Consider the following 12,608-nt stretch of genomic DNA (forward strand, 5'->3'; position numbering starts at 1 on the left):
CGGGGACATGGCTGAGAAGCGGGCCGCGGGCCTGTTCGACCTGCGCGGGGTGCTGGCGCTGCTGTTCGCGGTGTACGGGTTCGTGCTGACCGTGCTGGGCATCGCGTTCACCACCCAGGCGGACCTGGACAAGGCCGCGGGGGTGAACGTGAACCTGTGGATGGGCCTCGGGATGCTGGCGGTGGCGCTGCTGTTCGCACTCTGGGTGCGCCTCCGACCGCTCACCGTGCCCGAGGGCGAGCAGCCGGAGCAGTCCGAACGGGACGCCTGACCGGTTCCCCGCACGGGCCGGGCCGCGGGTGGTTACCGTTGGCCCGTGCGGGGTTCCTTATCACTGATCGCGGCCGGTGCGGCGCTGGCGCTCGTCGCCGGGTGCGGCGCGTCGGTCGACCTGTCCAAGTCCACGTCACCGCGGCGCACGGTGCCAGCCGGGTCCGGCCTCGGGCCGACCACCTCGGCGCCCGGCCCGACCGGCACCGTCGACCCCGAGGTGCTGCGCCGGGTCGACCCGTGCGGGCTGCTCGACGAGGACGCGCTCAAGCCGCTGGGCCAACCGGCGGAGAGCAGGTTGCGGGACTTCTCGCAGTGCTCGAACTACATGAAGGACAAGGACGGCAGGGAGCTCAACTTCACGCTGAGCGTCGGCGACCTCACCATCGGCCAACCCGACGCGGGTTCCGAGATCGACGGCCTGCCCTACGTCCAGTCCGAATTGGACGACAAGTCCGCGTGCTTCGCCACCGCGATCACCGAGACCAACCCCAACCGCGGCATCACGGTGCAGGTCGGCCGCCGGGACAAGGGCAACCTGTGCGTCCCGGGCAAGGCCGTGCTGCAATCGGCGCTCGCCAAGATCCGCACGAGCCCGCCGCGGCTGGAACTGGCGAAGAACACCCTGGTCGAGCTGGAGCCGTGCACGCTGATCTCGGAGACCGTCATCGCGACCGCGGTCGGCGCGAACTCCCGCAAACGGCCCAGCGGGGCGCACGCGTGCTCCTGGAACGGCGACGGTGTGTCGTTCATGCTCACCTTCCGCATCGGTGTCCGCCCGGACACCATCGCCGACTCCGCCGGGACCACCCCGATCAACCTGGGCGACGGCGTCACCGCCCAGCAGAAGCCCGACAAGGACGGCGCCCGCTGCCGGGTCGAGTGGGCGCACGCCGCGTTCCCCGGTGACGACGAGCGCGCCGAGGTCGTGGCGCTGGACTACAGCCGGTACTCGGACAAGGTGGCGGGCGAGGACCCGTGCGCGAAGGTGCAGACCGTGGCCAAGTCGCTGATCCCGAGGTTGCCCAAGCGGTAGCGGGCGGAGTAGGAACGGGTGGGGGAGGCGAGTGATGAAGAAGATCATCAACAACCCGGCCGACGTGGTGACCGACGCCCTGCGCGGGTTGGCCGCCGCACACCCCACCCTGCTGCGAGTGACCCAGGACCCGGCCGTCGTGGCCTGGGTGGGGACGCCGGTGGCGGGCAAGGTCGCCGTCATCTCCGGTGGTGGGTCCGGCCACGAGCCGCTGCACAGCGGGTTCGTCGGCCCCGGCATGCTCGACGCCGCCTGCCCCGGCGCGGTGTTCACCTCACCGACCCCGGACCAGATCCAGGCCGCCGCCGCCCAGGTCGACGGGGGAGCGGGCGTGCTGCTGCTGGTCAAGAACTACACCGGCGACGTCCTCAACTTCGAGACCGCCGCCGAGTTCCTCGACAACACCCGCACGGTCCTCATCGACGACGACGTCGCGGTCCAGGACTCGTCCTTCACGGCCGGGCGCCGGGGCGTGGGGGCGACGGTGCTGGTGGAGAAGATCGCCGGGGCCGCCGCCGCTGCCGGTGCCGACCTGGACACCTGCGCCCGCCTGGCCGAGGCGGTGGTGGCTGGTGCGCGGTCGATGGGGCTGGCGTTGACGGCGCCGACCGTGCCGCACGTGGGCTCGCCGAGCTTCGTGCTGCCCGACGACGAGGTGGAGGTCGGCATCGGCATCCACGGAGAGCCCGGCCGCCGCCGTGAGCCGCTGGCCGACGCGTCCGCTCTCGTGACCGCTTTGCTGGAGCCGATCCTGGACGACTTGCCGTTCACGGCGGGGGATCAGGTGTTGCTGTTCACGAACTCCATGGGCGGCACACCGCTGCTGGAGCTGTACTTGGCGCACGGGATCGCCGAGGAGTTGTTGGCGGCGCGGGGGATCACGGTGACCCGACGGCTGGTTGGCCCGTATGTCACGAGCCTGGACATGCAGGGCATCAGCTTCACCGTGCTGCGACTGGATTCCGCGCTGACCGACCTGTGGGACGCGCCGGTGCACACGGCGGCGTTGCGCTGGGGCGTGTGATGGGCTGCGACGCCCGCTCGGTGGCCGCCGCCGTGGTGGCCGCGGCCGGGGTGGTCGGGGAGCACCGGGACGAGCTTGTGCGGCTGGACCAGGCCATTGGGGACGCTGATCACGGCGAGAACCTGCGGCGGGGGTTCGGGTTCGTGGTGTCGGCATTGGCTGAGTCCACTCCGGACACGCCTGGCGGGGTGCTGAAACTGGTGGCGTCGGTGCTGATCTCGAAGGTCGGCGGGGCGGCAGGGCCATTGTTCGGGACGGCGTTCTTGCGGGCGGCCGGGGCGGTCGGTGCTGTTGAGGAGTTGACGCCGGAACTGGTGAGCGCGGCATTGGGGGCCGCGCTTGGTGGAGTGGTGGCACGGGGCAAGGCGGCGGTGGGGGACAAGACGATGGTCGACGCATTGGCGCCTGCTGCCTCGGCTCGGGGTGCGGACATCGCCGCTTTGTTGGCGGCAGCGGCAGCCGCGGCTGATGTCGGGGCCTCGTCGACTGTTCCTCTGGTGGCCCGGAAGGGGCGGGCTTCGTACTTGGGGGAACGCGCGATTGGGCACATGGACCCGGGGGCGCGGTCGGTGGCGCTGCTGCTGCGCTCCTTCGCCAACTCGGCGGCGGGATCGGGGGTGGGGTTGTGACTGTTGGCATCGTGATCGTGTCGCATAGTGCGGCGTTGGCGGCCGGGGTGGTCGAGGTGGCGGCGGCGATGGCGCCGGATGTCGTGCTGGTGGCGGCGGGTGGGTTCGACGGTGGGCTGGGAACCGACCTCGACGCGGTGACGGACGGGATCGCGGCGGCGCAGGGTGGGGATGGGGTGGTGCTGCTGTACGACATCGGCAGCGCGAAGATGGTCGCTGACCTGGCCGTGGAGATGCTGGGGGATCCCGAGCAGGCCGCCGTGGTGGACGCGCCGCTGGTCGAGGGCGCGGTCGCCGCGGCCGTGGCTGCCCAGGGCGGCGCCACCCTCGACGAAGTCCTCTCGGCCGCCGCCAGTGCACTCAACCTCAAGGACGTCGAGCAGGTGGACGGCGTCGAACTCACCCTGGTCGAAGACCTCCACGCCCGCCCGGCGGGCCTCCTCGCCAGATCCCTCGCCGATCTCGATGCCGCGGTGACCGTCACCCACAACACCCGCTCGGTCGACGCTCGCAGCCCCCTGGCCCTCATGTCCCTCAACGCCCAGACCGGCGACCACATCGCCCTCGCCGCCACCGGCCCCGACGCCGATGAGGCACTACAGCGCACAAAGAGCCTGGTCGAACGCGGTTTCGCTTAGCCGGAGGCAGTCGAGCGGAACCGGTCCAGTGGCGCACTTCACGCCGCGGGCCCCAGCCCCCGTGGCATCATCGGCGCAAGATGTTACCGGCAGGTAGCTACGCGGGAGGTCGCTGTGGCGCGGGAGTTCACCATCGTCGGCGTTGTCGGGTTGGGCACCATGGGGGCCGGGATCGTCGAGGTGCTGGCGCGCAGTGGCGTGCGCGTGGTGGCCGTTGACGTCGATGCCGCGGGGGTGGAGCGGGGGCGCGGGCACGTCGAGCACTCCACCTCGCGGGCGGTCGCCAAGGGCAAGCTCGACGGTGCGGCGCGCGACGCCCTGCTGGGGTTGATCAGCTATGGCACCGCGTTGGCCGATCTCGCCGAGGTCGACCTGGTGATCGAGGCCATCCCGGAGTCGTTGGACCTCAAGACCAGCCTGTTCGCCGAGTTGGACCGGATCGTGCGGCCCGAGGTGGTGCTGGCGTCGAACACCTCGTCGCTCTCGGTCACGCAGATCAGTGTCCACACCGGACGGCCGGGGAAGGTGGTCGGGTTGCACTTCTTCAACCCGGCGCCGGTGCTCCGGCTGACCGAGGTCGTGCGCACGGTCGTCACCGAGCCGGACGTGGTCGCCGACGTGGTCGAGTTCGCCAGGCGGTTGGGCAAGGAGCCGGTGGTGATCGGCGACCGGGCCGGGTTCATCGCGAACGCGCTGCTGTTCGGGTACCTCAACCACGCCGTCGCCATGTACGAGTCCCGTTATGCCACAAGGGAAGACCTCGACGCGGCCATGCGGTTCGGCTGCGGCTACCCGATGGGCCCGCTGGCGCTGCTCGACCTCATCGGGCTAGACACCGCGTACGAGATCCTGGAGACGATGTACGGCCAGTCGCGCAACCGGCTGCACGCGCCGACGCCGATCCTCAAGCAGATGATCACCGCGGGTCTGTTGGGGCGCAAGAGCGGCCGCGGCTTCTACACCTACGACGGCCCAGACTCGCCGACCGTGGTGGCCGACGCGCAGACGCCCGGAACGTCCTCTGAGGACGCAAGGGGAGTGCGCGAGGTGCGGCGGGTCGGCGTGGTCGGAACCGGGACCATGGCCACCGGCATCGTGGAAGTGTTCGCGCGCAAGGGGTTTGACGTCATCCTGCGCGCGCGGTCGGCCGAGAAGGCGGCTGCGGCGATCGGCAAGGTCGGCAAGTCGCTCGACCGCCAGGTCGCCAAGGGGAGACTGTCTGAAGAGGACCGAACTGCGACGCTGGGACGGATCACGCCTGCGGTCGAGTTCGCCGAGTTGGCCGACTGCGATCTCGTGATCGAGGCGGTCGCGGAGGAGTTGTCGGTCAAGCAGGCCGTGTTCGGCGCGTTGGACGAGGTCGTGCAGCCGGGCGCGGTGCTGGCGACCACCACGTCGTCACTGCCGGTCATCGAGTGCGCGGCGGCGACCTCCCGACCGCAGGACGTCATCGGGCTGCACTTCTTCAACCCGGCGCCGGTGATGAAGCTGGTCGAGGTCGTCTCGACGATCTCCACCGGGGCCGACGTCGTGGCGACCGCGGGGGCGGTGTGCGCGCGGGTCGGCAAGCACCCGGTGTACTGCGGCGACCGGGCCGGGTTCATCGTCAACGCGCTGCTGTTCCCGTACCTCAACGACGCGGTGCGCATGCTGGAGGCGCACTACGCCGACGCCGACGACATCGACACCGCGATGAAGGTCGGCTGCGGGCTGCCGATGGGACCGTTCGAACTGCTCGACGTGGTCGGCCTCGACGTGTCACTGGCCATCGAGCGGACCCTCTACGACGAGTTCCACGAGTCCGGCTACGCCCCCGCGCCCCTGCTGGAGCACCTGGTCACCGCGGGCCGACTGGGCCGCAAAACCGGGAAGGGTTTCCGCGACTACAGCCGGTGAGGATAATGACCCCGTGCCCACCTACGAGTTCCGCTGCCGCGAATGCGGCGCCACCTACGACGTCAACCGCCCCATGATCGCCGCCAACGACCCCGCCCCCTGCCCCGACGGCCACCACGACACCGTCAAGCTCCTGACCATGGCGGGCCTGTCGGGCCGTTCCGGCGCGGGGGCACCCCCTGCGGGCGGCGGCTGCTGCGGTGGGGGTTGTTGCGGCTAGGGCAGGAATGTGTGCCAGGCCGTCCGATGCTGCCTGGCGGGAGTTAGAGGGTCGTGAGGATCCGGGGGCCGTCGTCGGTGATGGCGACGGTGTGTTCTACGTGGGCGGCTCGGCGGCCGTCGGTGGTGCGCAGGGTCCAGCCGTCGTCGTCGGTGGTGAAGGGGTCGGTGCCCGCGTGCAGCATGGGCTCGATGGCCAGGACCATGCCCGCGCGCAGGCGCAGGCCGCGGCCGGGGCGGGCCTCGTTGGGGACCGACGGGGACTCGTGCATGGAGCGGCCGATGCCGTGCCCGCCGAAGTCCGGGGGGATGCCGTAGCCCGCGCCGCGCGCGATCGTGCCGATGGCGTTGCCGATGTCGCCGAGGCGGTTGCCGGGGACGGCCACCCCGATCGCCGCCGCGAGGGCCCGTTCGGCGGTCTCGATCAGGCGCAGGTCCGCGGGGTCGGGCGTGCCGACGACGAAGGACATCGCCGCGTCGCCGTGCCAGCCGCCGACGTGGGCGCCGAAGTCGATGCTCAGCAGGTCGCCGTCGCGCAGGCGGGTCCGGTCGGGGATGCCGTGCACGATCGCGTCGTTCACCGAGGTGCACAGGACGGCCGGGTACGGGGTCGGCGCGAACGCGGGCAGGTAGTCCAGGAACGACGACCCCGCCTTGTGCTCGGCCAGCACGTCCCGCGCCACCTCGTCCAACTCCAGCAGCGTGACCCCCACGCCCGCGGCCGCCCGCACCCGCGTCAACGCCGTGGCGACCACCCGTCCCGCAACCCGCATCGCGTCCAGTTCGGCCGCGGTCTTCAGCTCGATCATGCGGATAACTATACCGGTATAGCTATCCCGCGCTAGCATGGCACCCATGGTCCGGCCCCCACTCAGCCCCGACGAACGCCTCCGCGGCGAACTCCTCGGCACCCTCCTGCGCACCGCCCGCGGCCCCCGCAGCATGGTCGAGGTAGCCGCCGCCGCCGGAATCTCCGTCGAAACCCTCCGCAAGATCGAACGCGGCCGAGTCCCCACCCCCGCCTTCTTCACCGTCGCCGCCATCGCAGGCGCGGTGGACCTACCCCTGGCCGACCTGATCACCGCCACCGCGCCTGCGCAACCAGACCAACTCACGGCCTGACCTGGCGCACCGCCCAGGCATGCATCAGTGGCCTGTTGACATGAACGGGGCCGCCACCCAAGTAGGTGACGGCCCCGAGAAGCTGAGAGGTCAGCCAGGCAGGATGGCGGCGATCTCGGTGCCTGCCTCAGGGCCGAAAGCCTCGCTGATGCGCGACACCGCCGTGGGCTTGGCGTACTTCCACTCCTGGGGGCCGTCCGCCTCCAGGACCAGGACCGCGACCATTGAGCCCAACTGGGCCGCCCGCTCAAGGCTCAACCCCTGCGTAAGCGCCGCCAAGAAGCCCGCGCGGAAGCCGTCGCCGACGCCGGTCGGGTCTACCTTCGCGAGTTCCGGCACGGCGCCGACCTGCAAGGACGTCCCGTCCTGGGTGACGATCTCCACGCCCTTCTCGCCCAGGGTTGTGATGCGGAGGCCGACGCGGGACATGACCTCGGACTCGGACCAGCCCGTCTTGCGGCGCAGCAGTTCCCACTCGTAGTCGTTGCCGAACAGGTAGTCCGCGCCGGTGATGAACTCGCGGATCTGGTCGCCGTCCATGCGCGCCAGTTGCTGGGACGGGTCCACCGCGAAGGTGTAGCCGCGTTCACGGCTCTCCGCGGCGTGGCGGAGCATGGCGGCGGGGTCGTTCGGGCTGATCAGGACGAGGTCGAGACCGCCGACGGCCGCCGCGATGGGGGCGAGTTCGATCTGGCGGGCCTCCGACATCGCGCCCGCGTAGAAGGACGCGATCTGGCACTGGTCGTCGTCGGTGGTGCACACGAAACGCGCGGTGTTGGCGACCTCGGAGACGTGGACGCCCGAGGTGTTGACGCCGTGGCGGTCCAGCCAGGAGCGGTAGTCGGCGAAGTCGTCGCCCGCCGCGCCCACCAGGACCGGGTTGGTGCCCAGCACCCCGAGGGCGAAGGCGATGTTGGCGCCGTTGCCGCCGCGCCGCACGACGAGGTCGTCGACGAGGAAGCTCAGCGAGATGCGGTGCAGCTGTTCGGTGACGAGTTGCTCGGCGAACTTCCCCGGGAAGTGCATCAGGTGGTCTGTGGCGATGCTTCCGGTGACGGCAACGGGCACGGGAGCCCTCCCTGTCTCCTCGGCCCGGCGACGCCTGATCGACGTCGAACCAGGCTCGGCGCGGTCATGCGGTTCTACCACCCACCCGGGTGGCATCCGATCACCTTCGAACACTACCGCCTGGTACCACTGGGAACTGCCGCCATCGGGGCCTAGCGTGGCCAGGATGAGCGCATCACAGCAGGTGAGGACCCTGGTCGACGCAGAACCGGAATCCTCGCCACATCACCGGGCCGCGCAGCTGCCGGAGAGCATGGGCGAGCTCATCGCCGACTGCGCGGGCATCCCACCGGAGCTCACCCACCACCGCCCGGCGCTACCCGGCCCGCGCGTCCCAGCCCCCTGGCAGGTCGACGACGCCACCCACGCCCAGGTAGCCGACCTCGACGAATACGTATAACTCTCCCCCGCCGCCCGCCCCCGCCCGGCACCGTTCCCGGCTCGGCGGGCGCATCGCCGCCCGGACAGACGAGGCGACCAGGCGGACCCGAGACGCGCGAAGGGCCCGTGACCAGGTCACGGGCCCTTCGCGGCGCAACGACTAGTGGAACGAGTCGCCGCAGGCGCAGCTGCCGCCCGCGTTCGGGTTGTCGATGGTGAAACCCTGCTTCTCGATCGTGTCGACGAAGTCGATGGTCGCGCCCTGCACGTACGGGGCACTCATCCGGTCCACGGCGACCTTCAGGCCGTCGAAGTCGCGGAACAGGTCCCCGTCGAGGGTGCGCTCGTCGAAGAACAGCTGGTAGCGCAGACCCGCACAGCCACCGGGCTGAACGGCGATGCGCAGGTGCATGTCGTCGCGGCCCTCCTGCTCGAGCAGGGCCTTGGCCTTGACGGCGGCGGCGGCGGACAGTTCGACACCGTGGGTCGCCGCCTCGGTGCCAGTCTCCTGAGCGGTGGTCATCGTTCTCCCTGGGAAAGTCCTACGCGGGCTCGTAACCGACTCAACAGCGCTCGCCCGGCCTTTGTTCCGTGCCTACCGCGTCCATGGTGGCACACCCGGGACCCCGAGCGGCACGGATGCGGTCACCGCCACTGCCTCGCCACGTGTTCGGCCAGGTCAGCCAGGGTTCCCACGGGGTCGAACAACGCGGCGTCCACCGAGCCCGCGTGTTCGGCGACCGCGTGCGCCTCCGCGACCCCGATCGCACCGGCCTGCCTGCGACCCACCGACACCTGACCGGCGAGCACCACGCACGGCACGCCCCGCTCCGCCGCCGACCGCGCCACCGACGTCACCAGCTTCCCGCGCAGCGACTGCCAGTCGAAGCTGCCCTCACCGGTGACGACCAGGTCGGCCCGGTCCAGCACGTGGTCGAGCCGGGTCGCCGCCTGCACCACCTCCGCGCCGGACACCACCGACGCCCCCAGCGCCATCAACGCGAACCCCAGTCCACCGGCCGCGCCCGCCCCTGGCCGTTCCCGCGGGTCTGCCCCGTACCGGATCGCGACCTCGTCCGCCCAGGCCGCCAGCCGCGCCTCCAGCCGGTCGACCGCCGCCTCGTCCGCGCCCTTCTGCGGACCGAACGTCGCCGCCGCGCCGTGCGGGCCGAGCAGCGGGTTCTCCACGTCGACCGCCGCGAACAGCTCCGGCAGCGGACCGTCCAGCACTTCCAGCGCGCCGCGTCCGCCGTCCGTGGTCGCCGAGCCGCCCAGCCCGATCACCACCCGCGACACCCCGGTGTCGCGCGCGGCCAGCACCAGTTCACCGACGCCCCTGGTCGTGGCCGTCTCGCACGCCTCGACGCGCCGGTCGTCGGGCACGAGGTGCAGGCCGACCGCCTCCGCCGACTCCAGGTAGGCGACCCCGTCGTGGGTCAGCCACTTGGCGTCGACGGGCTCGCCCAACGGCCCGGTCACCGAGGTCAGGTGGGGTGTGGCGGCTTCCAGGGCGCCCAGCAGCACCTCGACGAACCCGGTCCCGCCGTCGGCCAGTGGACGGGTCACCAGGCTGTGGGCCGGGGCGCCCCGCCGCCACCCCGCGGCGATCGCGTCGGCGGCCTGGGCTGAGGTGAGCGTCCCGCCGAAGCAGTCGGGAGCGATGACGACTCGCACGGGCGCAGCGTAGCGACCGACGGGCTTGTCCTACCCTTGTCGGCGTGAGGTTCCTGCGCCGCAATTCCGCCGACAAGTCCGAAGCCACCGAGGTGGGGGATGACGCCGTCACAGTCGGCGACGCTGCGCCCAGGGGCCACACGCCCGGTAAGGGCAAGCCGACCCCCAAGCGCCGCGAAGCCGAGGGGCGTAAGCGCGGCCCGGTAGCGCCACCGCCGAAGACGACGCGTGAGGCGCTCAAGCGTGCGCGCGGCAACAAGGAGGACCGCAAGGCCCTCTCCGCGCAGCGCCGCGAACAGCGCGCCGAGCAGCGCCGCCGGATGGCCGACGGCGACGACCGGTACCTGATGCCGCGCGACCGCGGGCCGGTCAAGGCGTACGTGCGAGACCTGGTCGACAGCAAGCGCAACCTGCTGGGCCTGTTCATGCCGCTGGCGATCCTGGTGTTCGTGTCGCTGCTGTCGACCTCGCTGGTGGTCCAGCAGTACGCGACCCTGGTCTGCCTGGTGATGCTGGTCGCGATGGTCGTCGAAGCCGTGCTGAACGGGCGCCGCGTGGTGCGCCGCGTCCGCGAGAAGTTCCCGAAGGAGACCGTCGGCGGCGCCGGGATCGGGTGGTACGCCTTCGTGCGGGCGACCCAGCTGCGCAAGCTGCGCGTGCCCAAGCCGCGGGTCACACCGGGTACCGCCGTCTAGCTCTACCCGACGTGTGGGGCCGTTTCCTCCGGGGAGCGGCCCCACACGTCTGTGCGGAGGGGGCTCAGGTCTCGTCGGGGGTTTCCGGGGCTGGGGCTGCCCAGACGAGGCGGGCCTGGGTGTTGTCGCGGGTGAAGAGGGGGAGCGCGGACTCGGGGGCGGTGAGCGTCATCCGCAGGGGGCGGTAGATGCCGACCAGTTCGGCGCGCTCGGGGAAGGCCATGCCCCAGGCGGCGATGCGGGCGTCGTGGCGGTCGCCGAACTCCTCGACGATGGCGAAGACGCGGGGGGCCTCGTCGGCCACGGCGTCCGCGAGCAGGGCGGCGAACTCGGGCTCGTCGCAGGCCGGGGGCCTGGCGCAGGCGGCGGTGGTGATGGTGGTCATGAATTGCCTCCGTCGTGGGCTAATATTGGACCCCGCTGGTTCTTGTCGTCGCCGCAACGGTTACGGTCACAACCGTGCACCTTCACGATTTGCCAGCGTCACTGGCTACCCAGTGCTGATGAGCTTATTGTGGAACTCCAGTTTGTATAGTCACCTAAACGAGTGATCCGGTGCGGGTCACTCAACGTGATCGGCTGTGGAAGGATCTACGGCCATGACGAGCCCATCGCGGTCGATCAGCATGCAGCGGCGGCTGCTCGGCGCGGAGCTGCTGCGGCTCCGCGAACTGGCCGGTCTGACCCAGGACGAAGCCGCCGAGCACCTGGGCAAGGCGGGCAACAAGATCAGCCGCGTCGAGTCGGGGAAGATCGGCATCGACAAGACCGACCTGGACGTGCTGCTGGAGCGCTACCAGGCATCGGAGAAGGACCGCCTCTGGTGCCGAGAACTGTCCCGCCTCTCCAAACCCAAGCGCGGCAGGCCAACCGGCGAGACGACGCTCTACCTGGGACCGCGCTGGTTCCGCGCCTTCCGGGACCTGGAGACCGACGCCAGCGAGATCAAGGCGGTCGGCGCGGAGGTCGTTCCCGGCATCCTGCAAACCGACAACTACATCCGGGCCATGTTCGACGCCCAGGGCACCGAGGCCGCTGGCGACGAGATGGATGCCACTCTGCGCGTTCGTGCTGACCGGCGAACCTTGCTGACCAGGGATGACGCTGCCCGGTTCGCCTGGGTACTCAGCGAGTCGTCGCTACGCCGCCAGTTCGGCGGCCCAGCGATCATGGCCGAGCAATTGAGGCACTTGGCCGAGGTCGCCGCGTACCCGAATGTGACCCTCCAGGTCATACCGCTGGACAGCCGTTCCTACGAGCCTTGGAGTGCTCCGTTCACGCTCTTCCGATTCGGCCATGAGATGGCCAATGACATCGTCTACCTGGAGATGTACTCCGACGCCGCCTACCTCGACAAGCCACCGGAGACGGTTCGCCGTTACAGCGAGCTGTTTGGAAGATTGCAGGGGGTAGCCCTCGGGCCGGTGGAATCGCGACACTTGGTGGAAACCGTGGCGAACGAGTACGCCGCGGTGGCAACGACAGGGAGATGACAGCTATGTCTGACTGGGCCACGGTCCCGTTCCGCAAGTCCAGCCGCAGCGGCACCAACGGCGGCGACTGCGTAGAGGTGGGCTTCCGCCCCGGCTTGGTCGCCGTCCGGGACTCGAAGTCCCCCACCGGTGGCCTGATCGTGCTCCCCGCTAGCGCCTGGGCAGGGTTGATGTCCACAACCACAAGGAGCTGACCCCATGACCGACTGGGCCACGGTCCCGTTCCGCAAGTCCACCCGCAGCAGCACCAACGGCGGTCAATGCGTGGAGGTGGGTTCCCGCCCCGGCCTCATCGCCGTCCGGGACTCCAAGTCTCCTGCTAGCGGCCTGATCGTGTTCCCCACCAGCGCGTGGACCAAGGCGCTGGCCTCACTCAAGTAGTCCCCAGGTCGCCCGTCCACACCGGACGGGCGACCTGCCCGCGCAGCCCCGGTATCGGTGATCCTTTGCGAGGAGGGTTCCA

Annotated in this window: 18 protein-coding genes; 13 read left to right on the forward strand and 5 right to left on the reverse strand. The window is 70.6% G+C overall.

Features of this window, described 5'->3' with window-relative positions; translation table 11 throughout:
* Positions 1-7 precede the first annotated feature (7 nt).
* The 7 genes from CLV68_RS10020 to CLV68_RS10050 all read left to right on the forward strand — a co-directional run bounded on the left by CLV68_RS10020 (position 8) and on the right by CLV68_RS10050 (position 5,713).
* Positions 8-271: a hypothetical protein gene (locus CLV68_RS10020; RefSeq protein ID WP_121390093.1), complete on the forward strand. Its 264-nt coding sequence runs from the start codon at positions 8-10 to the stop codon at positions 269-271.
* Positions 272-316: 45 nt separating this feature from the next.
* Positions 317-1,306 (forward strand): DUF3558 family protein, encoded by a 990-nt coding sequence (locus CLV68_RS10025; RefSeq protein WP_121390094.1) that lies wholly within the window; start codon positions 317-319, stop codon positions 1,304-1,306.
* Positions 1,307-1,340: 34 nt separating this feature from the next.
* Positions 1,341-2,330: a dihydroxyacetone kinase subunit DhaK gene (gene dhaK / locus CLV68_RS10030; protein ID WP_121390095.1), complete on the forward strand. Its 990-nt coding sequence runs from the start codon at positions 1,341-1,343 to the stop codon at positions 2,328-2,330.
* Positions 2,330-2,959 carry a dihydroxyacetone kinase subunit DhaL gene (gene dhaL, locus CLV68_RS10035; RefSeq protein ID WP_121391088.1) on the forward strand — a complete coding sequence of 210 codons (630 nt, stop codon included), beginning with the start codon at positions 2,330-2,332 and terminating at the stop codon, positions 2,957-2,959. The genes dhaK and dhaL overlap by 1 nt, the downstream gene beginning before the upstream one ends.
* Complete coding sequence (gene dhaM, locus CLV68_RS10040) at positions 2,956-3,597, forward strand: dihydroxyacetone kinase phosphoryl donor subunit DhaM (protein ID WP_121390096.1); 642 nt, start codon at positions 2,956-2,958, stop codon at positions 3,595-3,597. Before dhaL ends, dhaM begins: the two co-directional genes overlap by 4 nt.
* A 114-nt stretch (positions 3,598-3,711) precedes the next feature.
* Complete coding sequence (locus tag CLV68_RS10045) at positions 3,712-5,493, forward strand: 3-hydroxyacyl-CoA dehydrogenase family protein (RefSeq protein ID WP_121390097.1); 1,782 nt, start codon at positions 3,712-3,714, stop codon at positions 5,491-5,493.
* A gap of 13 nt (positions 5,494-5,506) precedes the next feature.
* The gene (locus tag CLV68_RS10050; protein WP_121390098.1) at positions 5,507-5,713 is read left to right on the forward strand and encodes an FmdB family zinc ribbon protein; all 207 of its coding nucleotides are present in this window, start codon (positions 5,507-5,509) and stop codon (positions 5,711-5,713) included.
* Positions 5,714-5,756: 43 nt separating this feature from the next.
* Here CLV68_RS10050 and map read toward each other — a convergent pair whose 3' ends face one another.
* Positions 5,757-6,521, reverse strand: a complete 765-nt coding sequence (gene map / locus CLV68_RS10055; RefSeq protein ID WP_121390099.1) for a type I methionyl aminopeptidase — start codon at positions 6,519-6,521, stop codon at positions 5,757-5,759.
* A 46-nt stretch (positions 6,522-6,567) separates the two neighbouring features.
* Between map and CLV68_RS10060 the strand changes: the two genes are divergently transcribed.
* Positions 6,568-6,834: a helix-turn-helix domain-containing protein gene (locus tag CLV68_RS10060; protein WP_121391089.1), complete on the forward strand. Its 267-nt coding sequence runs from the start codon at positions 6,568-6,570 to the stop codon at positions 6,832-6,834.
* A gap of 90 nt (positions 6,835-6,924) precedes the next feature.
* On the opposite strand, the gene CLV68_RS10065 is transcribed toward CLV68_RS10060, so the two are convergent.
* Positions 6,925-7,860, reverse strand: a complete 936-nt coding sequence (locus tag CLV68_RS10065) for a carbohydrate kinase family protein (protein WP_170224355.1) — start codon at positions 7,858-7,860, stop codon at positions 6,925-6,927.
* Between the two features lie 208 nt (positions 7,861-8,068).
* Between CLV68_RS10065 and CLV68_RS10070 the strand changes: the two genes are divergently transcribed.
* The gene (locus CLV68_RS10070) at positions 8,069-8,302 is read left to right on the forward strand and encodes a hypothetical protein (protein WP_143073385.1); all 234 of its coding nucleotides are present in this window, start codon (positions 8,069-8,071) and stop codon (positions 8,300-8,302) included.
* Between the two features lie 141 nt (positions 8,303-8,443).
* Here CLV68_RS10070 and CLV68_RS10075 read toward each other — a convergent pair whose 3' ends face one another.
* Complete coding sequence (locus CLV68_RS10075; protein WP_092775567.1) at positions 8,444-8,806, reverse strand: HesB/IscA family protein; 363 nt, start codon at positions 8,804-8,806, stop codon at positions 8,444-8,446.
* A 122-nt stretch (positions 8,807-8,928) separates the two neighbouring features.
* Positions 8,929-9,957 carry a glycerate kinase family protein gene (locus tag CLV68_RS10080; protein ID WP_121390101.1) on the reverse strand — a complete coding sequence of 343 codons (1,029 nt, stop codon included), beginning with the start codon at positions 9,955-9,957 and terminating at the stop codon, positions 8,929-8,931.
* Positions 9,958-10,001: 44 nt separating this feature from the next.
* Between CLV68_RS10080 and CLV68_RS10085 the strand changes: the two genes are divergently transcribed.
* A complete protein-coding gene (locus CLV68_RS10085) occupies positions 10,002-10,652 on the forward strand; it encodes a DUF3043 domain-containing protein (protein ID WP_121390102.1) in 651 nt (216 codons plus the stop codon).
* A gap of 64 nt (positions 10,653-10,716) precedes the next feature.
* Here CLV68_RS10085 and CLV68_RS10090 read toward each other — a convergent pair whose 3' ends face one another.
* On the reverse strand, positions 10,717-11,037 hold the full coding sequence (locus CLV68_RS10090; RefSeq protein ID WP_121390103.1) for a hypothetical protein: 321 nt from the start codon (positions 11,035-11,037) through the stop codon (positions 10,717-10,719).
* 214 nt (positions 11,038-11,251) lie between these two features.
* On the opposite strand from CLV68_RS10090, the gene CLV68_RS10095 reads away from it, so the two are divergent.
* From CLV68_RS10095 to CLV68_RS10105, 3 genes are read left to right on the forward strand one after another with little or no spacing between them, the layout of a single operon-like run.
* Positions 11,252-12,145, forward strand: coding sequence for a helix-turn-helix domain-containing protein (locus tag CLV68_RS10095; protein WP_121390104.1), 894 nt, complete (start codon positions 11,252-11,254; stop codon positions 12,143-12,145).
* Between the two features lie 5 nt (positions 12,146-12,150).
* Positions 12,151-12,339 (forward strand): DUF397 domain-containing protein, encoded by a 189-nt coding sequence (locus CLV68_RS10100; RefSeq protein WP_121390105.1) that lies wholly within the window; start codon positions 12,151-12,153, stop codon positions 12,337-12,339.
* A gap of 4 nt (positions 12,340-12,343) precedes the next feature.
* On the forward strand, positions 12,344-12,526 hold the full coding sequence (locus tag CLV68_RS10105; protein WP_121390106.1) for a DUF397 domain-containing protein: 183 nt from the start codon (positions 12,344-12,346) through the stop codon (positions 12,524-12,526).
* Positions 12,527-12,608 lie beyond the last annotated feature (82 nt).

The organism is Actinokineospora cianjurensis, assembly GCF_003663795.1.
GTDB lineage: Bacteria > Actinomycetota > Actinomycetes > Mycobacteriales > Pseudonocardiaceae > Actinokineospora > Actinokineospora terrae.